The sequence below is a fragment of the Anaerostipes sp. AF04-45 genome, assembly GCF_003461725.1.
GTDB classification, from domain to species: Bacteria; Bacillota; Clostridia; order Lachnospirales; family Lachnospiraceae; genus Anaerostipes; species Anaerostipes caccae.
Map to the genome: position 1 here is coordinate 85,911 of NZ_QTXQ01000006.1, position 24,182 is coordinate 110,092.

24 protein-coding genes are annotated in these 24,182 nt (G+C 46.4%); 4 read left to right on the forward strand and 20 right to left on the reverse strand.

The window, feature by feature from the left end:
* Positions 1 to 7: 7 nt before the first annotated feature.
* From DWV34_RS10510 to asrA, 6 genes are all read right to left on the reverse strand, one after another.
* Complete coding sequence (locus DWV34_RS10510; RefSeq protein WP_022261466.1) at positions 8 to 1,597, reverse strand: potassium/proton antiporter; 1,590 nt, start codon at positions 1,595 to 1,597, stop codon at positions 8 to 10.
* A 151-nt stretch (positions 1,598 to 1,748) separates the two neighbouring features.
* Positions 1,749 to 2,645 carry an AraC family transcriptional regulator gene (locus tag DWV34_RS10515; RefSeq protein WP_009289862.1) on the reverse strand — a complete coding sequence of 299 codons (897 nt, stop codon included), beginning with the start codon at positions 2,643 to 2,645 and terminating at the stop codon, positions 1,749 to 1,751.
* A gap of 49 nt (positions 2,646 to 2,694) precedes the next feature.
* Complete coding sequence (locus DWV34_RS10520) at positions 2,695 to 3,492, reverse strand: histidine phosphatase family protein (RefSeq protein WP_022261464.1); 798 nt, start codon at positions 3,490 to 3,492, stop codon at positions 2,695 to 2,697.
* Between the two features lie 67 nt (positions 3,493 to 3,559).
* Positions 3,560 to 4,630, reverse strand: a complete 1,071-nt coding sequence (gene asrC / locus DWV34_RS10525; protein WP_118476208.1) for a sulfite reductase subunit C — start codon at positions 4,628 to 4,630, stop codon at positions 3,560 to 3,562.
* A gap of 17 nt (positions 4,631 to 4,647) precedes the next feature.
* On the reverse strand, positions 4,648 to 5,439 hold the full coding sequence (gene asrB / locus DWV34_RS10530; RefSeq protein WP_006567278.1) for an anaerobic sulfite reductase subunit AsrB: 792 nt from the start codon (positions 5,437 to 5,439) through the stop codon (positions 4,648 to 4,650).
* Between the two features lie 4 nt (positions 5,440 to 5,443).
* Complete coding sequence (gene asrA, locus DWV34_RS10535) at positions 5,444 to 6,487, reverse strand: anaerobic sulfite reductase subunit AsrA (RefSeq protein ID WP_009289865.1); 1,044 nt, start codon at positions 6,485 to 6,487, stop codon at positions 5,444 to 5,446.
* A 214-nt stretch (positions 6,488 to 6,701) separates the two neighbouring features.
* Here asrA and DWV34_RS10540 point away from each other — a divergent pair, with 214 nt between their 5' ends.
* Positions 6,702 to 7,505, forward strand: a complete 804-nt coding sequence (locus DWV34_RS10540; protein ID WP_009289866.1) for a Cof-type HAD-IIB family hydrolase — start codon at positions 6,702 to 6,704, stop codon at positions 7,503 to 7,505.
* Positions 7,506 to 7,821: 316 nt separating this feature from the next.
* Here the strand turns inward: DWV34_RS10540 and dnaJ are convergent, their stop codons facing one another.
* The 8 genes from dnaJ to DWV34_RS10580 form a co-directional block, all read right to left on the reverse strand.
* On the reverse strand, positions 7,822 to 8,970 hold the full coding sequence (dnaJ, locus tag DWV34_RS10545; protein ID WP_006567282.1) for a molecular chaperone DnaJ: 1,149 nt from the start codon (positions 8,968 to 8,970) through the stop codon (positions 7,822 to 7,824).
* A gap of 22 nt (positions 8,971 to 8,992) precedes the next feature.
* Positions 8,993 to 10,852 (reverse strand): molecular chaperone DnaK, encoded by a 1,860-nt coding sequence (gene dnaK, locus DWV34_RS10550; protein ID WP_006567283.1) that lies wholly within the window; start codon positions 10,850 to 10,852, stop codon positions 8,993 to 8,995.
* A 73-nt stretch (positions 10,853 to 10,925) separates the two neighbouring features.
* Positions 10,926 to 11,501 (reverse strand): nucleotide exchange factor GrpE, encoded by a 576-nt coding sequence (grpE, locus tag DWV34_RS10555; RefSeq protein WP_009289867.1) that lies wholly within the window; start codon positions 11,499 to 11,501, stop codon positions 10,926 to 10,928.
* Between the two features lie 15 nt (positions 11,502 to 11,516).
* Positions 11,517 to 12,545 (reverse strand): heat-inducible transcriptional repressor HrcA, encoded by a 1,029-nt coding sequence (gene hrcA, locus DWV34_RS10560; RefSeq protein ID WP_009289868.1) that lies wholly within the window; start codon positions 12,543 to 12,545, stop codon positions 11,517 to 11,519.
* A 204-nt stretch (positions 12,546 to 12,749) separates the two neighbouring features.
* Complete coding sequence (dnaK, locus tag DWV34_RS10565; RefSeq protein ID WP_022261412.1) at positions 12,750 to 14,483, reverse strand: molecular chaperone DnaK; 1,734 nt, start codon at positions 14,481 to 14,483, stop codon at positions 12,750 to 12,752.
* Between the two features lie 25 nt (positions 14,484 to 14,508).
* Positions 14,509 to 15,126, reverse strand: a complete 618-nt coding sequence (locus DWV34_RS17875) for a J domain-containing protein (RefSeq protein WP_022261411.1) — start codon at positions 15,124 to 15,126, stop codon at positions 14,509 to 14,511.
* Between the two features lies 1 nt (position 15,127).
* Positions 15,128 to 15,964, reverse strand: coding sequence for a DUF5685 family protein (locus tag DWV34_RS10575; RefSeq protein ID WP_006567288.1), 837 nt, complete (start codon positions 15,962 to 15,964; stop codon positions 15,128 to 15,130).
* Positions 15,965 to 15,976: 12 nt separating this feature from the next.
* Positions 15,977 to 16,405, reverse strand: a complete 429-nt coding sequence (locus tag DWV34_RS10580) for a hypothetical protein (protein WP_009289871.1) — start codon at positions 16,403 to 16,405, stop codon at positions 15,977 to 15,979.
* 214 nt (positions 16,406 to 16,619) lie between these two features.
* On the opposite strand from DWV34_RS10580, the gene DWV34_RS10585 reads away from it, so the two are divergent.
* On the forward strand, positions 16,620 to 16,910 hold the full coding sequence (locus DWV34_RS10585; protein WP_022261410.1) for a hypothetical protein: 291 nt from the start codon (positions 16,620 to 16,622) through the stop codon (positions 16,908 to 16,910).
* A gap of 48 nt (positions 16,911 to 16,958) precedes the next feature.
* Here DWV34_RS10585 and DWV34_RS10590 read toward each other — a convergent pair whose 3' ends face one another.
* The 6 genes from DWV34_RS10590 to DWV34_RS10615 all read right to left on the reverse strand — a co-directional run bounded on the left by DWV34_RS10590 (position 16,959) and on the right by DWV34_RS10615 (position 22,553).
* Positions 16,959 to 17,276, reverse strand: a complete 318-nt coding sequence (locus DWV34_RS10590; protein ID WP_022261409.1) for a TfoX/Sxy family protein — start codon at positions 17,274 to 17,276, stop codon at positions 16,959 to 16,961.
* 76 nt (positions 17,277 to 17,352) lie between these two features.
* The gene (gene tyrS, locus DWV34_RS10595; protein ID WP_006567293.1) at positions 17,353 to 18,585 is read right to left on the reverse strand and encodes a tyrosine--tRNA ligase; all 1,233 of its coding nucleotides are present in this window, start codon (positions 18,583 to 18,585) and stop codon (positions 17,353 to 17,355) included.
* A gap of 62 nt (positions 18,586 to 18,647) precedes the next feature.
* Positions 18,648 to 20,096 carry an aminoacyl-histidine dipeptidase gene (locus DWV34_RS10600; protein WP_009289873.1) on the reverse strand — a complete coding sequence of 483 codons (1,449 nt, stop codon included), beginning with the start codon at positions 20,094 to 20,096 and terminating at the stop codon, positions 18,648 to 18,650.
* 2 nt (positions 20,097 to 20,098) lie between these two features.
* Entirely contained in the window at positions 20,099 to 21,463 is a 1,365-nt protein-coding gene (locus DWV34_RS10605) for a PFL family protein (protein ID WP_006567295.1), read from the reverse strand.
* A 12-nt stretch (positions 21,464 to 21,475) separates the two neighbouring features.
* Positions 21,476 to 21,748, reverse strand: coding sequence for an ACT domain-containing protein (locus tag DWV34_RS10610; protein WP_006567296.1), 273 nt, complete (start codon positions 21,746 to 21,748; stop codon positions 21,476 to 21,478).
* A 25-nt stretch (positions 21,749 to 21,773) separates the two neighbouring features.
* Entirely contained in the window at positions 21,774 to 22,553 is a 780-nt protein-coding gene (locus tag DWV34_RS10615; RefSeq protein WP_022261407.1) for an MBL fold metallo-hydrolase, read from the reverse strand.
* Positions 22,554 to 22,738: 185 nt separating this feature from the next.
* On the opposite strand from DWV34_RS10615, the gene DWV34_RS10620 reads away from it, so the two are divergent.
* The gene (locus DWV34_RS10620) at positions 22,739 to 23,230 is read left to right on the forward strand and encodes an RNA polymerase sigma factor (protein WP_009289876.1); all 492 of its coding nucleotides are present in this window, start codon (positions 22,739 to 22,741) and stop codon (positions 23,228 to 23,230) included.
* Positions 23,223 to 24,113 (forward strand): DUF3298 and DUF4163 domain-containing protein, encoded by an 891-nt coding sequence (locus tag DWV34_RS10625; protein ID WP_009289877.1) that lies wholly within the window; start codon positions 23,223 to 23,225, stop codon positions 24,111 to 24,113. The genes DWV34_RS10620 and DWV34_RS10625 overlap by 8 nt, the downstream gene beginning before the upstream one ends.
* The last annotated feature ends 69 nt before the right edge of the window (positions 24,114 to 24,182 follow it).

The window sequence follows — 24,182 nt, forward strand, 5'->3', positions numbered from 1 at the left end:
CTATCTCCTATTCGTCGTAAATCACCAGTATGTCATCTTTGTAAATCTTCGTCTCCCCGTTTGGAATGATGTCCTGATCTTTTCTTCTGATCATCGCCACGAGGATATGCTCCTTTAGATCCAGCTCTTTAATTTTTTTATCTCTCCATGGATGATCTTCCTCAATCGTGATTTCCTTGAGAGAAATCTCATTTGCAGCTTCAAATGACGGAACATTCACCGCGATATCATCCCCGGCCATCATCACTGTATCTCCCTTTGGAATGATGATGTCATCCTCCCTCCGGATTACCATAGCAAGAGATCCCTCCGGCAGGGTGACATCCTTAAGCTTCTGATTCTCCCAGCGGTGTCCGGGTGAGATGTGAAGCTGCATCAGTGTCATGGCCGACTCTTCCTGATAATCGTTAAATGTTTTCCTCACGTCATTTTCTTCATCGATCAAATCAAGCCTCCGGGCCGCCCATGGAAGAAAGGTCCCCTGCACAGCCACTGAAATCAGTGCCAGGCCAAAAACAATGTGAAACACATTGCTCTGCATATATACTCCGCCGGCTGAGGCAAAGATTGCAAACACAATAGACGACGCCCCTCTTAATCCTGCAAATGAGACAAATATCTTTTCACGAAATTTCAGATATCTTCCCGTCAATATAAAAACCATCACGGGCCTTGCTGCCAGTGTGAGAAACAGAATAATCACAAGGGTCGCCGGAAGTGAAGAAACCATCTGAGACGGATAGGAGAGCAGTCCAATGAGAAAAAATGTTGCTATCTGGGCAAGAATGGTTACATTGTCAAAAAAGCGGACAACATTGGCCTTGTTTTTCGTCTTCGCATTTCCCATAAGGATCCCGGTCAGGTAAACCGACAGAAATCCATTACCTCCCATAATTCCAGCCAGAGCATACGAGATCAGAGCCGCTGCCAGTACAAAAACCGCATCAAATCCATCGGTGCAAAACTTAAACTTTCGGATAATCTTTGGTCCGGCAATCCCCACTGCCGCGCCAACGCCAGCACCCACTGCCAGCTGTAGGAAAACCATTTTCCAGATAAAATCCAGTTCTCCCCCTTTCATCACAGTCAGTGCGATCACCGTGAGCATATAAGAAAACGGATCGTTGCTTCCGCTCTCGATTTCGAGGAGAGGAGCCAGATTTCCTTCCAGATTCAGATTTTTAGAACGGAAGATGGAAAAGACAGAGGCCGCATCCGTGCAGCTGACCACAGAACCGATCAAAAAGCTTTCCGGCAGAGACAGCTTTAAGATGAAATGGCAGAAGGCACCTACCAATGCCGCCGTCATGGCAACACCTAAGGTAGAAAGTACTGCCGCTCTCCCGGCAGCAGGTTTTGCACGTTCCCAGTTTGTGGAATATCCTCCGTAAAACATGATAAAGATCAGCGCAGCGGTACATATATTTTCTGCCGCCTGAAAATCACTGAATTCAATTTTAAAGATGCCCTCAGATCCGAACACCATACCCAGGAACATAAAAATCAGGAGGCTTGGCACCCCGATTTTATCCGAAATCTTATTAGAAAAGATACAGAGCAGCAAAACAACAGCACAGAGCAGCAGGTATAATTCCATAGAAACCTCTCCAGTCATGATAACACATATTAATAAGTAGTAGCTTTAATTGTAACAAATTCTTCCATTCTGTCAAGAACAGAGCTTTCCATCAATCTATACAGACATTTTTAAAGCCCTGGTCAACTGCCAGGGCTTATTGTATGATTCCTTATTTAATTGCAGCCAATTCTATATAGCCTCTTGTCCCAATCGGCTCCAGCTGAATTCTTGGATTGCTTTCATCCCACTGACAGCCGATAACAGATGGGTCATATTTTTTCATAGCATCCCACACTTCTTCGATGGCCTGACAGTAGTTTTCTTCTTCAAATGGTTCACTCTGGAACATCAAATACTTGGCAGCAGGCAGTTCGATCACATCAAAGCCTTCCGGCACCTCACCGTCATAATCTTTGGATACCTCCACACCCTGAACATATTCTGATGTATCCGGTTTCCGGCAGGCAGGCGGCAGCCAGAGGCACACAGGCTCTCCGCTGATCGATTTGACACTTAATAAAAGTCCCCATACGTCGCATCCTACTTCCTCACAATATGCGAAATAGTCTGAGGCTTCTTTTCCCCTCTTAATGATCACCTTTCGTTCCGGCTTCTCCATCACTTGAATGAATACATTTCTCAAGTTTTCCATAATTGGTCTCCTTTCGATCTCCCTGAATTTTACGCCATACGGGGTAAAAAGATATAACGGTACAGGGTTCATGGCATATTCACGGGGATTGCATCCGAATTCACGCTGAAACGCGCGCTGATACCCATCCACACTGTCAAATCCCATCTCGAAAGCCACGTCCGCTATTTTACAGGCACTGTCTCTCAGCTTCAACGCTGATTTAGACAGACGGAGCCGCCGGATATAATCAGCAGGTGTCGCTCCCGCATGCCGTGTAAACAGCCGGTAAGAATACCACGGAGAATACAAAGATACTCTCGCCAGGTCGGCCAGCGTGATGTTTTCTGCCAGATGTTCTTCTATGAATTCCTGCATGCGCTGAACTGCCAGAATCTGTTCCCTCATACCTTTCACCTCCTTTACATCTGTCATTATAGATGGATCAAAAGAAAAACTCTCGACTATTTTTGCCTATCTGAATTTACTGTTCCAAATAGGCTGTATCCCCAATACTTTGAACATGAAATTTCCCGTCCTTATATATAATTTTAGTGACACTGGAATTTTCAAGATGTCCGGGTACTTTTTGCTCTGTCATGTCAGAAAGCATCGTTATAATCGCCATTCCATGAGAGACAACCAGGACGTTTCCCCCACCCTTTTTCTCTGTATCCTCTGCAATGCTTCTGAGCGACTTTTGCATCCGTGCCTTAACAGCCTTAAAACTTTCCGCATATCCGGTTTTATCCAGACTTTTTACGCCGTCTATCCTTTTCCTGATATGATAAGTTCCGGATTGCTTAAATTGTTTCAGGTTTTCATACCCAAGATTTCTGGAGACATCCTCCATCATTTTGGAAAATTTCTCACCTTCATAGGTTCCGAAGCAGACCTCTCTGAGCCCTTGTTGTTCTCTCAGGGGAAGTTCAGACTGACCCAATCCCTTCAGAATAATACCCGTTGTCTGCCGGGTCCTGCCCAGATCACTGGAATAAGCATAGTCAAACTCGATCCCCCTCTTTTTAAACCCGTGGGCCAGCTTTTTTGTCACCTTCACTCCTTCATCAGTCAAAGGAGCGTCAGCCCATCCCTGGGCGCGCTTTGCTTCATTCAGCATAGTCTTCCCGTGCCTGACCACATAAATCATTGTGTCTTTCCCTGTTTTCTCTGCCGCTTTTTCCTGTCTCACTTCCGGCACCTCTGTCTTCCCGGCGCATCCTCCAACAAGAAAAACACAAGATAACATGATAAAAATTGATATAATTTGTTTCAGCTTCATGGCAGTCCCTCCTCAGTCTTTTTGTTTTATCATAACATGTGAACATGAGAAGTTAAACAACACCCGGCTATTCTGCCTGGGGACCTGCCGTATGATGCATGGAAACCGGCTTCACATTGAAATTTGACCGATATTCCGTCTCGCTCCAAAAAATATCCTCGGCCACCAGACATTCCGGATTCAGTTTCACACCTTCCAGCATGATTTCCTTAAACTTCTTATAACCGGCCCGGTCGATCAGATGGCCTCCGTGCAGGTACTCCGGCTTATAATCCATGACCCATGCAGAAAACTTCTGCCAGTTGCCCAAGACCCCTAAAATCACTTCTTCCGCGGCCCAGTTAAGAAACATCTTTCCGGCTCTCGGAGTCTGACGTCCTGTTCTTCCTCCCAGGATCACCCGGTAAAACTTCGCCGGCTGTCTGGTCCATTCGCTGGCCGGACAGGCCCTCACACATTCTCCGCACCCCACACAGCAGCATGCGTCTTTTTCTATCTTCTGTGTCTCTTCATTTTTGCTTAACACCCGTGTGGCTCTCTGTTCACATGCCTTTACACAGGCTCCGCAGCCGATACACCGCTCCGGATGGTACGTCATCCTTGCAGTTCCAATGATGCCGAAATCACACATATGAGCTTTATTGCAGTCATTGGGGCAGCCGGATATATTGATCTTGATATGGTAATGACTTGGGAAGATGATCGGTTCGATCTTCCTTGCCAGTTCAAACGTATTGGAATTGCCGCAGACACAGTGGTAATTTCCGATACAGGCGGTGATATTTCTGGCCCCGATGGTCGGATAACCCGCCTTGGGGTCCCACGGCTCCGGCTCATGGGCCACCGTATCCATATCGGCGTTGCAGAGAGTTCCGTCCACCTCTTTGATATACTGTTCCAAATAGGCATTGACTGCCGGAATATTTTCATATTTAATTCCTGGAATGTCAAAGGTCTGACGTGTTCCGAAATGGAAGTTGCCGTCACCCCAGGTCCGGGAAATGTGTTCCACATAAGAGAGATATTTTGCATCTACCGTTCCTCCGGGAACTCTCATCTGGAGCATAAACACCCCCGGTTCTTTGGACTGGCGGAAACAATTCAGCCGTACTTTGCCCACATTGATATCATGATTCATTGCTGCACACTCCTTCCTTAATCCACTAGATCTCTGGCCGTTGTGTAAGGGAATACCGGTCCGTCCAGGCAGACATAGACTTCATCGATGCGGCAGTGGCCGCACTTTCCGATGGCACAGGACATCTTTCTCTCAAAACTCATCCATATTTTTTCCGGGTCCGCACCGCAGTTTAACAGTTCCAGTCCTGTAAACTTCATCATCGGAGGAGGCCCTACGACAACAACCGCATAATCATCCCCGAAACTGCCAAATGGGATTTCTTTTACGAACGCAGTGACCATACCGGTCCTCCACCCCTCTTTTTCATCATTATCAAGAGCATATACCGTATGAAATTTTTCTTTCCACTCTTTCAATTCTCTGTGAAAGACGATCCCGGCTTCATCTTTAAAACCAGAGATCAAATGTACATCTTTCACAAAATCCTTTTCCCCGGCACATTTATGAAGGAGAGAACGGACCGGAGCCAGACCTGTTCCTCCAGTGATAACCACCAGATGTTTTCCCCTGAATTCTTCAGACGGCCATCCTTTTCCATATGGGCCCCGCAGGAACAGGGTATCCCCTTTCTCTTTGCTGAAGATACAGTTGGTCACCCTGCCCACAGAGCGAATCGTAAATTCCAGCCAGCCATCTCCCTGGGCGGAAACTGAAATCGGTGCCTCCCCTATTTTAGGAATAGAAAGCTGCATGAACTGTCCGTGGTCCGGTTTGGCTTCGGAGGCAACCCGGAAGGTCCACTCGTGTTCGCTTTCCCGCTTCACATTCAGAATCGTACATGGCTTGGGCTGAACAAAATTTTCCATACTCTTACCTCCCCTGCTGTGCCATCTCGGCTTTGATCTCGTTTACCGCATCGTTTACTTTGGAGACTGTCGCTGAAATTGATATCAATTCCGGACAGCGGTGGGCGCACCTGCCGCACCCGACACACATATGGCGTTTTCCAAATCGGGCCTTATAATCATGAAATTTATGAAGAATCTTATAGCGCATCCTGTCGCCTGCATTGTTTCTGAATTCCCTCTGTCCCGCCATCTGGTCAAATCCTTCGATCTGGCAGGACGCGGTGACTCTGCGCCGCTCTCCGGCCTCCGGGTTATCTCCGTAACTCAGATCTCTTGTGGAAAAGCAGGTACATGTGGAACAGGCTACCGTACAGCTGCCGCAGGAGATACACCTCTTGTCAAACTCTCTCCACATGGGATGCTTTTTTAATTCCATCCGCACCTGTTTGTCAGACAGATCCGGCAGAGTTACTTTCAGCTCATTTTCCTTCACAAAAGCAGGTGTGTAGCTGCCTTTCGGCATATCGTTAAAATATGTATTGAACGAAGCATCTTCGACCCGGACATCGGCTCCGTCTTCCCGAAACCGGACTGCCAGGGCATAGTCCTCTGTCTCATTGCTCCCCATAGAAACACAGAAGCAGGCGTCGTCCCCGCCATTACATTCCATCATGGCAAATGTTACAAGGCTGCGCATCCGCTCATAGTAAAAATCCGTATATCCCCCGTTGCCCGCATATATTTCATCCTGTATATGCTGTGCATTGATGTCGCACGGCCTGGCAAAGATCAAAACAGATTTTGCCGGATTTCTGCTCGGTTTATACTCATCCTCCGTGTAATAAAAGAGTGTCTGCTGAATGGGCATGACAACCTCCTTCACAGGATAGTCGGACTTTTCCTTCCAGACAATCTCTTCAAAATTTTTCACCTCATCATAGCGTATGATATCCGTGTCAGAATAACGCCCCTGTTTCGGAAAACGCTTCGGAGCATAGACACGGTAGTCTTTTCTCAGTGCCTCCAAGACCCGGTCAGCCTGGGCAATGTCAAGTGAATATTCCATCTTCTTGTCCCTCCATTTCTTATTCCGGTGTTCTGCCTAAAAATTTTCATGTTTCATTACTCTCATTATACTGCCGTACTATAATTATAAATAATTATAGTTTGTTATCACAATATAAGAATTTATTATCCATATATGCAGACATACTTCCTTAATGCTATAATTAACATGTGTATTTAATAACTTTTTCTATACAGAAAGGACACTGCATCAGATGAAATATAAACTAATCGCCCTGGATTTAGATGGTACCTTAAACACCGATGAAAAAACAATCACCCCGAAAACCCGGGATGCCCTTCTCAGAGCACAGCAGCAGGGACTTATCATAGCTCTCTGCTCCGCACGCCCGGTGCCGGGACTCTATAAAGATATGAAAACACTGGAACTGGAAAAACACCATGGAATCCTGATCGCCTATAATGGAGGTAAAATTCTGCGGGCCGAAGATAAAGAGATTCTTCACCAGCAGATGTTTCCCCGCGGTCTGGCCATAGAAGTTTTAAAACATCTGAAACATTATCCGGTCACCCCGATCATAGACGACGGAGAACGTTTTTATGTGACAAATAAAAATGGATATAAAGTTCAGCACGAATGTTGGAACAATCAAATGGAATGTATGGAAGTCCCATCATTAACGAACTGTCTCGATTTTGACCTGGTAAAGATTTTAATGTCCGTACGGCCGGAAGAACTTTGGGACATACTCCCAGAAGTCAGCAAACCATTTGAAGATGATCTGGTCTTCGTAAGGACCGCCCCTTTTTACATCGAAGCCATGCCAAAGGGTCTCAATAAAGCAGAGGGCCTGCGCCGTACATGTGAACTTCTCCACATCTCTCCCGAAGAAGTCATCGCCTTTGGGGACGCAGAAAACGACCTGGAGATGATCAGATTTTCCGGTCGGGGCGTTGCCATGGGAAATGCCTGTGATGCCCTGAAAGAGGCAGCCGATGAAATCACTCTGACCAACAATGAAGACGGAATTGCACATAGCCTGGAACATCTTTTGTAAAAATATGAACAGCCACTGTCATAAGAATTAGGCAGACAATCCCACTTCAATAAAATGCTCCCTTCCAGGCAGACAAGTGAAAAACAACTTGTTTACCCGGTTGAGAGCATATCACAACAGACAACACAAGATATTTATAATGAGATTTATTCTTTTAAATTTCACACTTTGATTCACATCGGGAACTTTTCCTTTCACAATGACGCTCAAAAGTACGTTCGGACACAGCTTTATCATGTTCTCAACTGTTTTATCGGCCTCCTCCTTAGAAAAAACAGGACTATGATGTTATATTCTTCATCATAATCCTGTCTCTTTATTTTTTATGTTTCCCGAAAAATCCTTTATGTTCTTCTTTCTTCGGCACTTCCCCCATGGATTCCTGGAACTTTTTAAGGGCATTCTTCTGCTCTTCGTTCAGATGCTCCGGCACCTGGACAACAAGGGTCACATAGTGGTCGCCCCGGACATTCTTGTTCCGTAAGGTTGGCACACCCTTGCCTTTCAGGCGCACACGGGTGTCTGTCTGGGTTCCTGCCTTGATCGTATAGTCATAAGGACCGTCTACCGTATTGATCTTGATCGTCGCGCCAAGTGCTGCCTGGGTAAAGGAGATCGGCTCCGTGGATATAATATCGTATTCCTGTCTCTGGAATTTCGGATGCCGGTCCACGGAAACAACCACGAGGAGATCTCCCCTCGGTCCTCCGTTTGTTCCGGGCTCTCCTTTTCCGCGGATTCTGATACTCTGTCCGTTGTTGATGCCGGCCGGCACAGTGACCTCGATCGTTTTTCTCTGGCTCACATAGCCGCTTCCGTGGCAGTCCGGACATTTTTCCTTGATCACCTGACCGGTTCCCTGGCAGTCCGGACATGTCTGGACATTTCTCACCGTTCCGAACATAGACTGCTGGGTATATACTACCTGGCCTTTACCGCCGCACTTCGGACATGTCTCCGGATGGGTGCCGGCTTTGGCACCGCTTCCGTGACAGGAAGCACACTCCTCTTTCAGAGAAATTTCCAGCTTTTTGGTTGTTCCAAAAACCGCTTCCTCAAAGGTCACATGTATCCTTGCACGCACGTGGGCACCCTGGGTCGGCGTATTGGCCGCGCGCTGGCTTCTGCCTCCGCCGCCGAACATACCGCCGAAGATATCTCCGAAAATATCTCCCATATCTCCGCCGAAATCAAAACCGCCAAACCCTCCTCCGTTGAATCCTCCGGGTCCGCCCTGTTCAAAGGCAGCATGACCAAACTGGTCATACTGCGCTTTCTTTTCAGGATCACTTAAAACTTCATAAGCCTCGGAAGCTTCTTTAAACTTTGCCTCGGCCACTTTGTCTCCCGGGTTCGTATCTGGATGATACTGTTTCGCAAGTTTACGGTAGGCTTTCTTTATTTCTGATTCTGAAGCACTGCGGGATACCCCCAGCACTTCATAGTAATCTCGTTTATCTGCCATAATCGTCTACCTTCTTTTTCCCTTATACTTCTTTGTAATCTCCATCTACGACATCGTCTGCTGCACCTGCTGCTCCGGCAGTATCTCCTGCAGTCTCCTGAGCTCCCTGGGCATTGGCTGCGGCAGCTTCATACATCTTGGTGAACAATCCCTGAGCACTGTTCATGAGCTGATCTTTTTTATTCTTAATGTCTTCTACCTGAGCTTCTGTAAGTTCAGCGTCTTTTGTCTGCTCCAACAAGTCTTTCAATGCTTTCAGGTCTTCTTCCACTTTCACTTTCTCTGTTGCGTCTACCTTGTCTCCTGCTTCTTCCAGGGCTTTTTCTGTCTGGAATACCATAGAATCAGCTTCGTTTCTTGTATCGATCGCTTCTTTTCTCTTCTTATCCTGATTTTCAAATTCTGCCGCTTCTTTTACTGCCTTATCGATATCTTCGTCGGACATGTTGGAACCGCCTGTGATCGTGATATGCTGTTCTGCACCTGTTCCAAGGTCTTTGGCAGATACTTTTACGATACCATTGGCATCGATATCAAAGGTTACTTCGATCTGAGGCACGCCTCTTCTCGCAGGTGCGATGCCGTCCAGACGGAATCTTCCCAGTGATTTGTTATCTTTTGCAAACTGGCGCTCACCCTGTACTACATTGATATCTACGGCTGTCTGGTTGTCTTCCGCTGTAGAGAAGATCTGGCTCTTCTTTGTAGGAATCGTTGTATTTCTCTCGATCAGTCTGGTTGCCACGCCTCCCATCGTCTCGATAGATAAGGACAATGGTGTTACGTCCAGAAGAAGGATATCGCCTGCTCCTGCGTCTCCGGCTAATTTACCGCCCTGGATGGAAGCACCGATGGCAACACATTCGTCCGGGTTGATTCCCTTAAATGGTTCTTTGCCTGTGAGCTGTTTTACTTTATCCTGTACGGCAGGAATTCTTGTGGAACCTCCTACAAGGAGAACCTTGCTCAGTTCTGATGCCGCAATTCCTGCGTCTTTTAACGCTGTGTTAACAGGAGTTGCTGTTCTCTCTACAAGAGATAAGGTCAGTTCATCAAACTTTGCTCTTGTAAGGTTCATATCAAAATGTTTTGGTCCTTCATTTGTCGCTGTGATAAACGGAAGGTTGATGTTGGTTGTTGTCGCAGAAGAAAGTTCTTTTTTCGCTTTCTCGGCAGCTTCTTTCAGTCTCTGCATTGCCATCTTGTCTCCGGATAAGTCAACGCCTTCCTGTTTTTTGAACTCGTCTAACATGTAGTTTGTGATCACATTGTCGAAATCATCTCCGCCCAGTTTATTGTCACCGGCTGTTGAGAGAACTTCGATGACACCGTCTCCGATCTCGATGATGGATACATCGAAGGTACCTCCTCCAAGATCATAAACCATGATCTTCTGTTCATTCTCATTGTCCAGTCCGTAAGATAAAGCTGCTGCTGTAGGCTCGTTGATGATACGTTTTACATCGAGTCCTGCAATCTTACCCGCATCTTTTGTTGCCTGTCTCTGAGCATCGTTAAAGTAAGCCGGTACTGTGATGACAGCCTCTGTTACTTTTTCTCCGAGATAGTTTTCTGCATCTGCTTTCAATTTCTGAAGCACCATTGCTGAAATTTCCTGCGGTGTATAATTCTTGTCGTCAATTTTTACTTTATAATCAGTTCCCATGTGGCGTTTGATAGAAGAAATTGTCTTCTCTGCATTCGTAACAGCCTGACGTTTTGCAGGTTCTCCGACGATACGCTCATCTGTTTTCGTGAATGCCACAACGGACGGAGTTGTTCTCACACCTTCTGCATTTGTGATAACGGTTGGCTTTCCGCCTTCCATAACTGCTACACAGCTGTTTGTTGTTCCTAAGTCAATACCAATAATTTTACCCATGATAAATTTCCTCCTAAAATAAATCTTTCTATATTTCCAATGCTTTCGCTTGATTTCCTCAAGTGTCTTACATTTAGTTCGCTACTTTTACCATACTGTGCCGAAGTACGCTTTCTTTATACATATATCCTTTTTGAAGCTCTTCGACCACTACATTTTCTCCGGCTTCTTCGTCTTCCACGTGCATCACCGCATTGTGGAGATTGGCGTCGAACTCTTTGCCCTCGGCATCCATGGCCTTTACTCCCAGTTCATCGAGAGTTCCCATAAGCTGCTTATAAATCTGTTCGATGCCCTGAACAAATGGAGAATCTTTTTCTTCCTCTGCCACGGCCTGAAGTCCCCTCTCAAAGTTGTCGACTACCGGCAGAAGCTTTTCTAAAACTCCCATGGCTCCCATGTCATATCTCTGGACAAACTCTTTGGCCGTCCGCTTTCTAACATTCTCAAACTCTGCCATGAGACGCTGATACTTATCGGTCAGCTCACCGATCTGCTGGTCTTTTTCCTTTATCAGATCATCCGCTTTCTGCTTTTTCGATGCCTTCTTGTCTGTCTTCTTAGCCTCTTTTGTTTTTTGGGTCTCTTTTTCTTCTGTGGCTGTATTTTCTTTCATTTCTTCTTCCTGAACTTTTTTCTCTTCTCCCATAATGCACCTTCCCTCCTATGGTTTTTTCTTGAACAGATCGTTGATCTCATCCGTCAGATTCTGGAGTGTCTTCACAACCCTCTTGTAATCCATCCGTTTCGGACCAATAATCCCGATTGTTCCGGTTCCGCCTTCCTCCAGTTCATAAGTGGCTGTCACAATGCTGCAGTCCCTCATGTTCTTCACCGGCGCCTCATCTCCGATGTAAACCTGAATTCCGTGGTGGTCATCACTTTCCAATGTGTCGCCCACCAGCTTGTTCAGTGCCTTCTTTTCCACTAAAGCATCTAAAAGCTCGGTAGCTGTCTCCGGCGAGCCAAGCTCGGGATACTTTAAGATATTGGAAGCACCTCCCGTATAAATCTCCAGCTGGTCCGCATTGTGGATAACGACTGCGATCTCCTCCAAAATCTTTTCCAGTATCTGGCTGTGGATTCCGGCCTGATCCTTCATCGTCTGGATCAGCTCCAGGTTGATTTCCTTCAGAGTCAGCCCCTGGAGAAAGGAGTTTAATAATACGTTCAGTTTCAGGACTTCGTCATTTGCCAGTGGTTTTTCCACGTCCATGATCTGGTTTTTTACGACATTGCCGTCTGCCACGATAACCGCCAGCAGACTGTACTCATCCACCTGGGAAAGCTGCACAAACTTGAGCTTTGTATTTTTGTACTGAGGGGCAGATACCATCGTCGCATAATTCGTACTGGACGCCAGGACATTGGCAACCTGCTTCAGCATCACTTCCATCTTGTCAACTTTCTTGACAAGCTCCAGCCGTTCTTCTTCGTCCGACTCCCGATCCTGCATCAGCTGGTCCACATAAAAACGATATCCCAGATCCGAAGGTATCCGCCCGGCCGACGTGTGCGGCTGCAGAATGAATCCCAGATCCTCAAGGTCCGCCATTTCATTGCGGATCGTTGCGGAACTTAAGTTCAGTCCCTCCATCTTGGAAATCGTCCTGGAACCAACGGGTTCCCCGGTCTCCAGATAATTTGCTATAATCGCTTTTAGTATTAGTCTTTTACGATCATTTAAATCCATGGTATCTTTCCTTTCATTATTAGCACTCATCTTAAACGAGTGCTAATATCTATAACATAAGTTATCACTTTTAAATTTCATTGTCAACCCCTCCTATTATTTTTTTTAAAATTGTCTCCTGGCTTTCCAAATAAAATATAGTAGGAACCTGTTTTTCTGAACATGGTTCCTACTATATCCAATCTTTATTCTGATTTTTTCATCTTACGGCAAAACTGAAAGCAGTTCTTCTTTCGCTCTGTTCAGTTCACCGGCCTGTTCCCTCGTAATCTTTTCAAGCTTCACACGTTTGAGCGCTTTTTTTAAATCTGCCGCTGCATCTTTGATGGCTTTCTTCTTTTCTTTTTCGATCTCTTTCTTGTGCTCTGCAAGATACTGTTCCGCCCTGACAAGTGTCTCTTCCGCCTCATGATAGGACTGAACCGCTTCTTTGTGTTCCTCATCAAATGCTGCATTTTCTTTTGCATTCCGGATTGCCTGTTCGATCTCTTCCTCCGACATATTGGAACTTGAGGTGATCACAACGCTCTGTTCCTTTCCGGTCCCCAGGTCTTTTGCCGATACCTTCAGGATACCATTGACATCGATATCGAAAGTCACTTCAATCTGAGGCACCCCTCTCACGGCCCGTTTGATCCCCTTGAGCCGGAAATTGCCGATGACCTTGTTTTCATTGGCCATCATCCGCTCTCCCTGGAGAACCTTGATATCCACGGCTGTCTGGAAATTAGCGCCTGTAGTAAAGATCTGGCTGTGACGGGTCGGAATTGTCGAGTTGCGCTCAATAATCCTTGTAGCCATTCCTCCCATTGTCTCTATAGACAGGGAAAGCGGGGTTACGTCCATGAGCAGCACTTCATTGGTTCCGGCCTCTCCTGCCAGTTTCCCTCCCTGGATGGCGGCCCCCAGCGCGACACACTCATCGGGATTTAAAGACTGGTCCGGGCGCTTTCCGGTGATCTCTGCCACCTTCCGCTGTACGGACGGAATTCTTGTAGATCCTCCCACCATCAGCACCCTGTTGATTTCTCCTGCGGACAGTCCCGCATCCTTCAGCGCGTTTCTGACCGGTTCTTCGGTTTTTGATACAAGGCTGTAAGTCAGCTCATCAAACTTTGTCCTCGTAAGCTGAATGTCCATGTGGTGTGTCTCACCCCGGTCCACGACGATGAACGGCAGGTTGATATTTGTCTCAGACATGCTGGAAAGTTCGATCTTAGCTTTCTCTGCGGCTTCCATGATCCGCTGCATTGCCTGGACATCTTTTTTCAAATCAATTCCATCTGTCTTCTTAAAAGTTTCCACCAGATACGCTGCCACTGCCTCATCAAAATCATCACCTCCCAGGTGATTGTTTCCTGAAGTTGCCAGCACCTCGATCACGCCGTCTTCGATCTGAATGACCGACACATCGAAAGTACCGCCTCCCAGGTCATAGACCATGATCTTTTGCTCCGTCCCGTTATCCAGACCGTAGGCCAGCGCCGCAGCGGTAGGTTCATTTATGATGCGCTTTACCTCAAGACCTGCGATCCTTCCCGCATCCTTGGTAGCCTGTCTCTGGGCGTCATTAAAATATGCAGGCACGGTGATCACTGCCTCCGTCACTTCCATACCCAGATAGCTCTCGGCATCCTGCTTTAACTTCATCAGGATCTGGGCGGAAATCTCCTGTGGGAGATATTTCTTTCCGTCGATCTTCACCCTGTAATCCGTCCCCATATGCCGTTTAATAGATGACACTGTCCGTTCCGGGTTCGCCGCAGACTGCCTTTTGGCCGCATCTCCGATCAGTCTTTCTCCGTTTTTGGTCAAAGCCATGACCGACGGCGTCGTCCTTGAACCTTCTGCATTATGTATGACAACGGCTTTTCCGCCTTCCATCACGGCAGTACAGCTGTTGGTCGTCCCTAAATCAATCCCTATGATCTTACCCATAAGTCCTCCTGTTTATGTTCCGTTGTTAACAAGGCCTGCAGCAGAAATTGATAAAACAATTCAGCATAATAAGCTGCATGCAGCAGCTGCTTCCCATCGTACTTCTTCCATATCCGGAGCCCATGTTCTGATACCAGCTTCCGCTCTGCTGAATCTGCTTTAAAAGCATCTGGTATTCCATGTTGGAAGGGTCCATCTGCACAGCTGTCTGCGCATGTTCCAGCGCGGTTACGTTGTTGCCGATGCCCATGTTTGCCACAGCGCTGAAATAAAACCACTGTGCATTTCTCTCGGATATACTTCCGAGCACCTGAAGAGCCTCCCGGTAATGACCTGCCCGCAGATAATTATAGGCGGCCGTCATCTCTGCCGAACCGGTTCCGGCATTGCCGTATCCCCCGTAGGAGGACTGTCCTCCCTGATATGGATTTCCATATGGGTTTCCGCCGGACGCTCCGTACTTTCTGAAGTCCATGATCTTTTTATAGGCCTCCTGGATTTCTTTAAATTTCCGCTCTGCGTATTCCGGCTGATTTAAGTTAGCATCCGGATGATATTTCTTGCTCAGCCTCCGGTATGCTTTTTTTATTTCCTCATCGGTCGCATCCTGGGATACGCCTAAGATTGTATATGCTTCATCCATCTCATTCTTCCTCACTGCCTTTTCTTCTGTTCTTTGCGATCTCAAATTTCGTCCATACTCCAGAATAAATGATATTCCTGAGAATTTCAATATCCTTCAAGATCGGCAGTCGTTCAAACACAGCGGCACACTCCGTCATCATCATGGTCAGGACCGTCTCTGCTCTCTGATCAAACTCTTTGCCCTCCGCATATAAACTCCATGGATTGTACCGTCCATTCTTCAGATCATCGGATAAATCTTCGTAGGCATCCATCAGATAAATGAACTTTCCAAGAAAGAATCCCATCGTTCTCAGATCATCAGACCACTCATCCTCCCGGAAGACAAAAATCTCTCCGAGCATCGTTCCCGTGAGGCCTGCCACACGATCCAGCTGATCCGTGTTTTCCTTCTCACAGACTGAAAGCTTCTTTATATAATCTCTGACAGCCCGGCTCTGTCTCGGATATCTCCGAGTGATCTCCATACATGATTTCCTGAGGCTATCCGCCAGCAGAAGACTTTTAAGCTTCTTCTCGTCCTGCCAGTCATCCAGCAGATTATAATAAGTAAGAAGAATTCCCATATCCGCCGCATAGTCACTCAGCTGATTGCACATAACCTTCTGCCTCTTTGCTGGATGGAGTCCGCAGAAATGCTTGCCGGAATGAAGCTTCGGCTCATAAAGCCCGTTTAATAAAATGGTAAGAAACGTCATGTCAAAGCTCAGTGTCAGCTGGCCTTTCTTTCCGTAATGCTTATAGAGCCTCCGGCACAGTCCGCAGTAATAGGCACGGTACCGTTCATAATCTTTGATCTTCATCTCAGGCTTATTGACAATCAAATATCCAAACATGCAAACCTCCTTTTACGATCTCGCCTGGAATTCTTTCCGGCATTTCGGACAGGTGATCACGATATTCCCCTTACCCTTCGGCACTCTGATATCCTGACCGCAGCCCGGACACCGGAAAAACTTGTTCGTTTTCCGCTGTTCAAAATGAAGCTTCTTCTTCCTGAAAAACCCGGTAATCTTGCTGGTCTTCCTGAGGAATGCCGCATTTTCAGCCGATCTCTTCGCAATATTCCTGGAAAAAATCCTGAAATAGGAATAGATCAGCAAAAGAAGTCCCGCATAATAAAACACAAACGCCTTCTTTATAAAAATAGGAAGAAACATCCCCGCCAAAGCCAAAATCAGCAAAAATTTTGAAAGAGAATCTGTGCCGTAACGCCCTCTTAAAAAATTCTGAATCTTATCTCTCATCATCTCACCTTTCTTAACATTCAAATGCACCTCTAAGCAGCCTGCTCCAGCAGATATTACGTCCATTTTCCACATGATTGGAGTGAGGCATTCTAAGAGCCGAACGGAAATCATGTGGAAAATGTCATAGATAACATTATAGCATTTTCGTTTGATGGAAAACATAAAGAAATTATAAAATCTTTGAACTTTTTGTGTCATAGAAACATACATGCCTCATATAATGAACAAAGGAGATGATGAGATGACAGATTTAACAAGGCTTCGCATGGAGCAGGAAAAACTGAAATTAAATCAAAAATATGCCTCCCATTCCGATCCGTTTCACACAGAACCGGAAGAGAGCGCCAGCTACTGGTCTTTTCTGAAGCTTCGCACGATTTTTTCTATCATCCTGCTGCTGTTTGTCCTGTCCCTTTCTAAAACAGCAGGCTCCAGGGATGCAGAAAAGATCAAGTCCGTCATTCAGCACATCGACCAGAGAGACCCTTATACACAAAAAGCTCTCAATGAAATCCAAAAAAATTTCCATTAACCCTCAGACAGCCGCTTCCTCTTTCATGTGGAAGCGGCTGTCTGCTGATTATCTTTTCTTTGGTTTCGGCACCGGAAGTTCTTCAAAAGAAGCTCTCAGAAAACGGCAGAGCAGCTCCCGGTCTTCCAGCTCTTCTATGAGAAAATAGGGTTTTGCCCCGTCATAGGGCGGTTCTTTCGGACACTCAGGCAGGATTTCTTCTCCGGCCTTTGTGATCTTGACAAAAAATTGGTTGTCACAGACGACACCTATAAATTTTCCGTCCAGATAAATACCGTACTCTCCAAACATTTTTCTGTAAGAAACCTCTCCGGCACCCTCTGCCTGACCGCATACATATTCTGCGAATTCAACGCTTGAAGCCATATCTTCACCTCCTGTCATTATCCTTAGAATAGCAAAAGGAACAGGACAGCTGTATGTCCTGTTCCAAATCTTCTCTTTAATTTCCTTCTTTGACCTGGCAGAACTTCTTCTTTCCCTTTTTCAGGAGCAGACGTTCTTTGTCGTCAAAATCTGCCGAAGTAAACACCTGTTTAAAGTCTGTCACTTTCTCCCCGTTGACGGATACACCGCCCTGGGTCACAGTCCTTCTGGCATCAGATCTTGTAGAACAGAGTTTCGTATCTACCAGCAGAGTCAGGATATCAAGTCCCTCCTCAAGCTGTGCCTTGGAATACTCATGCACTGGCGCATCCTCACTGGCCGCACCCTGTACAAACAAGGCTTTTGCTCCGGCCTGTGCCTTCTTCGCCTCTTCTTCACCATGAACGATCTTTGTCACTTCATATGCCAGCACTTCTTTTGCCTTATTGATCTCGGCATCCTGAAGCGCTCCAAGTCTTCTCACTTCTTCCATCGGAAGGAACGTTAAGAGTCCGAGGCACTCTTCTACCTTCACATCTTCGATATTTCTCCAGTATTGATAAAACTCATATGGAGAAGTCTTTTCAGGGTCCAGCCAGACGGCTCCCGACATAGTTTTGCCCATCTTCACGCCGTCGCTTCTGGTAAGCAGGGTAAGTGTCAGCCCAAACGCATTTTTCTGCTCCTTGCGGCGGATCAGATCCGCACCCGCAAGAATATTGCTCCACTGGTCGTTTCCGCCCATTTCCAGAGTACAACCGTATCTGCGGTTCAACTCTAAGAAATCATATGCCTGCATGAGCATATAGTTGAATTCAAAAAACGTAAGTCCCTTCTCCATGCGCTGTTTGTAGCACTCAGCTGTCAGCATCTTGTTGACAGAAAAATGGACTCCGATCTCTCTTAAAAAGTCTACATAATTTAAATCTAAAAGCCAGTCAGCGTTGTTCTCAAGGATTGCTTTGTCATTGTCGAATGAGATGAACCGGGACAGCTGCTCCTTAAAACGCATGGCATTGTGTTCAATGGTTTCTTTTGTCATGATATTGCGCATGTCAGACTTGCCGGAAGGGTCTCCGATCATCGTCGTTCCGCCCCCTAAAAGGGCAATCGGTCTGTGCCCCGCTCTCTGCATATGCATCATGGCCATGACCGTGAGGAAATGTCCTGCGGTAAGGCTGTCTGCGGTAGCGTCAAACCCGATATAGAACGTTACTTTTTCCTTTCCAAGCAGATCGCGCAGTTCCTCGTGGGTCGTCTGAGCGATAAATCCTCTTTCCTGCAAAATATCGTATACATTTTCACTCATTGGTCTACTCCTTTATCTAAATTGTTCATTTTCAATTTCAGCCGTGTAATAGATTCTGGCTTTTACGGAAACTCTTCGATGATCTTTAACAGCAGTTCCCATGTCCTTTTAACGGAAGGAACAGAAAGCCTCTCACCAGTCGTGTGAATATCAAAGATATCCGGTCCGAAAGACACGATATCCAGTCCCTCGATTCTGGATGCAAAAATGCCGCACTCCAGTCCTGCGTGAATCATCTCCACTTTCATTTCCTTTCCGTACATCTGCCGGTAAGCCTTCAAAAATACGTCTCTTAAAACCGAATCCTTCTTGTATTCCCATGCAGGGTAATCGTTGACCCGCTCATAACTGCCGTTAAGCTTCCGGGCCAGAGACTCAAGGCAGCCTGCCAGCTCCTCTTTATAAAAAGGCGCCGAACTGCGCACACCGAAAGAAAATGAGATTTCTTCTCCGTCCATCTTAAGAATCCCCAGGTTTAATGAACTTTCCACCAGACCTTCGATATCCCGGCTCATCGTGTGAATGCCGTTTGGAGTATGGTTAAGAAAATAAAGCACTGCATCCTGCGCATCCTGAGTCAGGCAGTCCCTCTTTTCCATTTCAGAGAATTCCAGTCTCACTTCCATGCCGTCATCTGTACCCTGAACCTGCTCTTTAAAGTTCTGAAGCAGCTTTGCCGCCGCCTCTTCTATCGCTTCTCTGTCCTCACAGATCAATTCTGCATAACACTCGTTGGGAATGGCATTGTCTTTCTGCTCCAAAGCCCCATAGATTCGGCTTATATGAATCCCCTTTACGCAGCAGAGCAGCCGCCCCATCAGAATATGGGCATTCGCACGGTTTTTATCGATCTCGGTTCCCGAATGCCCGCCTAAAAGACCGGTAATGGAGACTCTGCACAGGCTTCCCTGCATCTCTTTATATTTAAGCGTGAGAGAAACCTTGACTGTCGTTCCCCCGGCACATCCCGCCAGCAGGATTCCTTCTTCTTCCGAGTCAATATTCAAAAGGTACTTTCCCTCAAGGACCGATGTGTCGAGGGCTGTAGCTCCCTCCATGCCCACCTCTTCCTCTGTGGTAAACACCACTTCCAGAGGAGGGTGCAGAATCGAATCATCATCCAGGAGCGCCAGGCAGTAGGCCACCGCGATACCGTCGTCTCCTCCCAGCGTCGTTCCCTTGGCAGAGACAAAGTCCCCGTCGATCTGAAGCTCCAGCGCGTCTTTTGTAAAATCCACCGGACTGCCCTGGTCCTTCTGGCATACCATATCCAGATGTCCCTGAAGGATCAGGGCAGGTTTATGGGCACAAGAAGGAGAGGCCTCCTTTTTGATGATCACGTTATAGTGATCGTCCTGAATCACAAAAAGGCCTCTCTTTTTGGCAAAGTCCACGCAGAAATCACTCACGGCCTTACAGTTGTAAGAGCCATGAGGAATCTTTGTCAGGATTTCAAAATATTTAAATACTTTTTTTGGTTCTAAATGGTCTAATACCCCAAAAGTCTTCACCTCTAATTTTTAAAACTGTGGATCGGCGCAGGAATCCTTCCGCCGCGGTTAATAAAATCATCACAGGAAAATTCATTGACCGGCATGACCGGAGCATATCCCAAAAGACCTCCGAATTCCACCTGGTCTCCCACATCTTTTCCGATGGCCGGGATGATCCTGACTGCGGTAGTCTTCTGGTTGATCATTCCGAGAGCCATCTCATCGGCGATGAGTCCCGCAATCGTTGATGCTTTTGTCTTTCCCGGAATAGCGATCATATCAAGTCCCACGGAGCAGACACAGGTCATAGCCTCTAATTTCTCCAGAGTCAGGGCGCCTGCATTGACCGCATCGATCATCCTCTGGTCTTCGCTGACCGGAATAAAAGCTCCGCTTAAACCTCCCACGTAAGAAGATGCCATGACACCGCCCTTCTTCACCTGGTCATTTAACATGGCAAGAGCCGCCGTAGTTCCCGGTGCACCTGTGTACTCCAGACCGATCTCCTCTAAAATCTCTCCAACGCTGTCACCCACTGCCGGGGTCGGCGCAAGGGAAAGGTCGATGATGCCGAACGGAATTCCAAGGCGTTTGGATGCTTCCTTGGCAACCAGCTGTCCCACTCGGGTAATCTTAAACGCTGTCTTCTTGATAGTCTCACAGAGAACTTCAAAATTCTCCCCGTGCACCAGCTCGATGGCACGCTTCACAACGCCGGGGCCGCTGACTCCCACATTGATCACGGAATCTGTCTCTGTCACGCCGTGGAAGGCGCCCGCCATAAACGGATTGTCATCCGGAGCGTTGCAGAATACGACAAACTTTCCGCATCCTAAACAGTCATTGTCTTTGGTCAGTTCGGCAGTCTCTTTGATCATCTCGCCGATCAGCTTTACGGCGTCCATGTTGATGCCGGTCTTTGTGCTTCCGACATTGACAGAAGAGCAGACAAAATCCGTTTCTGCCATGGCTTTCGGTATGGAACGGATCAGCAGTTCATCCGCTTTCGTCATGCCTTTGCTCACCAGTGCAGAATATCCTCCGAGGAAATTGACGCCCACCTGCTTTGCGGCCTTGTCAAGCACCTTTGCAAGCTCTACGAAGTCATCCGAAGTCTTGCAGACATTCCCCGCCACCAGTGCGATCGGAGTAATGGAAATCCTTTTATTTACGATAGGAATCCCAAACTCCTTTTCAATATCCTTCCCGGTTTTCACAAGATCTTTCGCCACTGTTGTGATTTTATTATAAATATTTTCTTTTACTTCAGAGAGGGTGGAGCCGACACAGTCCAGCAGGCTGATCCCGATGGTGATGGTTCTGACGTCCAGATTCATCTCTGAAATCATCTTATTTGTTTCGATTACTTCATTAATATTTATCATTTCAGACCCCCGTTAAATCCTGTGCATTACATTAAAAATTTTTTCGTTCTGTGCCTGAATGACAACGCCTAACTCTTCTCCGATCTGTTTTAATTCCTCTGAGAATATGGTGATATCTTTTGTCGCCTCGGAAGAATCCACAACCATCATCATGTTGAAAAATCCTCCTGTGATCGTCTGGGAAATATCCAGAATGTTCACGTGATTGTTGGCCAGATAGGTACAGACCTTTGCGATAATACCAACATTATCTTTCCCTACCACTGTAATTACTGTCTTATCCATTTTTAATCCTCCTAAAATATGTATCTTAACTGACTTTTGTGATGGATGAAATGCAGTCTCTTTTTGCTACTTCCATCAGAAAATCCGGCTTCTCTAATGCAACCTTAACGGTTTCATAGGCCAGCTCGGCAAAGTTGTTCTCCTTACTTAAATGTCCCAGATAAACCTTCTGGGTCTTTTCTGTCACTGTGTCTTCTATAAGCTGGGCGCACCGTTCGTTGGACAGGTGTCCGTGGTCTCCCAGTATGCGCCTCTTCAGATAATAGGGATAACTTCCCACCTGGAGCATATTCACATCATGGTTTGCCTCCACAAACAGGATATGGGAATCTCTGATTTTTTCCACCAGATATTCATCGTAGTCCCCAAGATCCGTGGCAATACTGGCCTTAAACCCTTCTGAACAGAAGGAATAGCAGACCGGATCTGCCGCATCATGCCAGACATGGGACGCCTCCACTGTGATATCGTCGAGCTGAAACGGGTGATCCGCCTCAATCGGATGAAACAAGTCCTTGTCTACCTTTCCGATGTACCTGCTGTCCAAAACCGCGTCGATGGTCTTTGCCGTGGCGAAGACCGGAAGTCCATATCTTCTCAGCATCACTCCCAGCCCCTTGATGTGGTCGGAGTGCTCATGGGTGATCAGTATGCCGGAAAGCTCAGACGCCCTGGTATCCAGTTCATCCAGAGACTTTTCAATCCTCTTGGCACTGATGCCGCAGTCCACCAAAAGCTTGGTTTCCTTTGAACCTACGAATATAGAGTTGCCTTCGCTGCTGCTTGCAATACTTGTTAATTCCATTCTTCTACCTCAATTCATCTTCGTCCGCATAAACACTTGCGCCGAATCTATCTGCCATTATATCATAAGGTAATAAAAATTGTATAGGTTTTTTGCCACTATTTCCGTCACGCTTTAAAATTTGAAACTATTTTTCTTCCTGCTCCGTCTAACTTTTGTAGCTGCAAAACAAGGAGGTTCCATTCATGAAAAAGACACAGAAGATGGAAGATCTGACAGCCGGTATCATTCTCGATGAATATGAAAGCCTGTACCGTATGGCCTACACCTATGTCCATAATGAGAGCGATGCCATGGACATCGTTCAGGAAAGCGCATACAAGGCTATCACCAAATGTCAGACGGTAAAGCCCCGGTATCTGAAAACCTGGATTTACCGGATTACCATCAACACGGCCATTGATCTGATCAGAAAAAATAAGAAGGAAGTCATCGGAATCGAAGACTACGAATACGGTGCCGAGGATTCCTACCAGGATTTTGATACGCTGGACGCATTAAATGTATTGAGTCCCAGGGAAAAGCAGGTCATCGTCCTCCGTTTCTTCGAGGACATGAAGCTTGCTGAAATCGCTGAGATACTAAACGAAAACTTAAACTCAGTAAAATCAGTGCTTTACCGCAGTCTCAAAAAATTAAAAACTGAATTGGCAGAAGGAGAAGAACATTATGAATAAAAAAAAGAAATTGGATCATCTCAAACAGCAGTATGAGGACATTCAAATTCCGAAAGATCTGAAACAAAAGGTAAAAAGCTCAATCGAAGCAGGAAAATCTGAAAACGAAAGCCGCAGGAAAAAAGCGCGGTTCACAGGCATTGCCGCAAAGCTTGGAATATCTGCCGCAGCAGCACTTTTTGTCATCACCGTCGCGGCAAATGCCAATCAAAACATGGCCTACGCCATGACAAAGGTTCCCGTGTTAAAAAACATCGTCAGAGTGGTCACCTTCCATTCTTATGAGGAGAAGAAAAATTACATGGAAGCAGAGATCAAGACTCCGAAAGTGACAGGTCTTAAGGACAAAAAAACACAGAAAGAATTAAACAGGGAAATGGCCCGTTATACGGATATGATAAAAAAAGAATTTTCAAAAGATCTGCGAAAGAACGGCGGCGGACATAAGAGTGTCACGACAGACTACCAAGTGCTTCTGAACAATGACTCTTTCCTTTCTATCCGAATCCGCACCGAGACTTCCGAGGCAAGCTCCGATTCTTTCAGCCGTATTTATAATATCAGCAAGAAGACCGGCAGGATCATGAAGCTTGGCAGCCTGTTTCAGGAGAAAGCGGACTACCGGGCTGTCATATCCAAAGAAATCCGCAGACAGATGAGACAGCAGATGAAAGCAGATTCCTCCAAGTCTTATTTCATCGATACGAAAAAAGACGATGTGCCGGTAGATGAATTCAAAAAAATCTCCGGCTCACAGAATTTCTATCTAACATCTTCCGGGGACCTGGTGATCGTATTTGATAAATATGAAGTTGCTCCGGGATATATGGGCGCCCCTGAATTTACAATTTCAAAGAAACTGCTTTCTTCTATCTTGGAATAAGGAACAAAAACCTGACACAGTGCTGTCAGGTTTTTTCTGCTATAATGGAACTATCAGGAAAGGAGTTTT

Excerpts from the sequence above, each read along its gene's own strand:
- asrB (WP_006567278.1), bottom strand. The coding sequence starts at position 5,439 with ATGGAAAATTTTGTTCAGCCCAAGCCATGTACGATTCTGAATGTGAAG.
- DWV34_RS10605 (WP_006567295.1), bottom strand. The coding sequence starts at position 21,463 with ATGATAAATATTAATGAAGTAATCGAAACAAATAAGATGATTTCAGAG.
- DWV34_RS10590 (WP_022261409.1), bottom strand. The coding sequence starts at position 17,276 with ATGGCTTCAAGCGTTGAATTCGCAGAATATGTATGCGGTCAGGCAGAG.
- grpE (WP_009289867.1), bottom strand. The coding sequence starts at position 11,501 with ATGGGAGAAGAGAAAAAAGTTCAGGAAGAAGAAATGAAAGAAAATACA.
- dnaK (WP_006567283.1), bottom strand. The coding sequence starts at position 10,852 with ATGGGTAAAATTATTGGTATTGACTTAGGAACAACAAACAGCTGTGTA.
- tyrS (WP_006567293.1), bottom strand. The coding sequence starts at position 18,585 with ATGAGTGAAAATGTATACGATATTTTGCAGGAAAGAGGATTTATCGCT.
- DWV34_RS10575 (WP_006567288.1), bottom strand. The coding sequence starts at position 15,964 with ATGTTTGGATATTTGATTGTCAATAAGCCTGAGATGAAGATCAAAGAT.
- DWV34_RS10615 (WP_022261407.1), bottom strand. The coding sequence starts at position 22,553 with ATGGAATTAACAAGTATTGCAAGCAGCAGCGAAGGCAACTCTATATTC.
- DWV34_RS10540 (WP_009289866.1), top strand. The coding sequence starts at position 6,702 with ATGAAATATAAACTAATCGCCCTGGATTTAGATGGTACCTTAAACACC.
- asrC (WP_118476208.1), bottom strand. The coding sequence starts at position 4,630 with ATGAATCATGATATCAATGTGGGCAAAGTACGGCTGAATTGTTTCCGC.
- DWV34_RS10515 (WP_009289862.1), bottom strand. The coding sequence starts at position 2,645 with ATGACAGATGTAAAGGAGGTGAAAGGTATGAGGGAACAGATTCTGGCA.
- DWV34_RS17875 (WP_022261411.1), bottom strand. The coding sequence starts at position 15,126 with ATGGATGAAGCATATACAATCTTAGGCGTATCCCAGGATGCGACCGAT.
- hrcA (WP_009289868.1), bottom strand. The coding sequence starts at position 12,545 with ATGGATTTAAATGATCGTAAAAGACTAATACTAAAAGCGATTATAGCA.
- asrA (WP_009289865.1), bottom strand. The coding sequence starts at position 6,487 with ATGGAATATTCACTTGACATTGCCCAGGCTGACCGGGTCTTGGAGGCA.
- DWV34_RS10510 (WP_022261466.1), bottom strand. The coding sequence starts at position 1,597 with ATGGAATTATACCTGCTGCTCTGTGCTGTTGTTTTGCTGCTCTGTATC.
- DWV34_RS10520 (WP_022261464.1), bottom strand. The coding sequence starts at position 3,492 with ATGAAGCTGAAACAAATTATATCAATTTTTATCATGTTATCTTGTGTT.
- DWV34_RS10625 (WP_009289877.1), top strand. The coding sequence starts at position 23,223 with ATGAATAAAAAAAAGAAATTGGATCATCTCAAACAGCAGTATGAGGAC.
- dnaJ (WP_006567282.1), bottom strand. The coding sequence starts at position 8,970 with ATGGCAGATAAACGAGATTACTATGAAGTGCTGGGGGTATCCCGCAGT.
- DWV34_RS10620 (WP_009289876.1), top strand. The coding sequence starts at position 22,739 with ATGAAAAAGACACAGAAGATGGAAGATCTGACAGCCGGTATCATTCTC.
- DWV34_RS10585 (WP_022261410.1), top strand. The coding sequence starts at position 16,620 with ATGACAGATTTAACAAGGCTTCGCATGGAGCAGGAAAAACTGAAATTA.
- dnaK (WP_022261412.1), bottom strand. The coding sequence starts at position 14,483 with ATGGGTAAGATCATAGGGATTGATTTAGGGACGACCAACAGCTGTACT.
- DWV34_RS10610 (WP_006567296.1), bottom strand. The coding sequence starts at position 21,748 with ATGGATAAGACAGTAATTACAGTGGTAGGGAAAGATAATGTTGGTATT.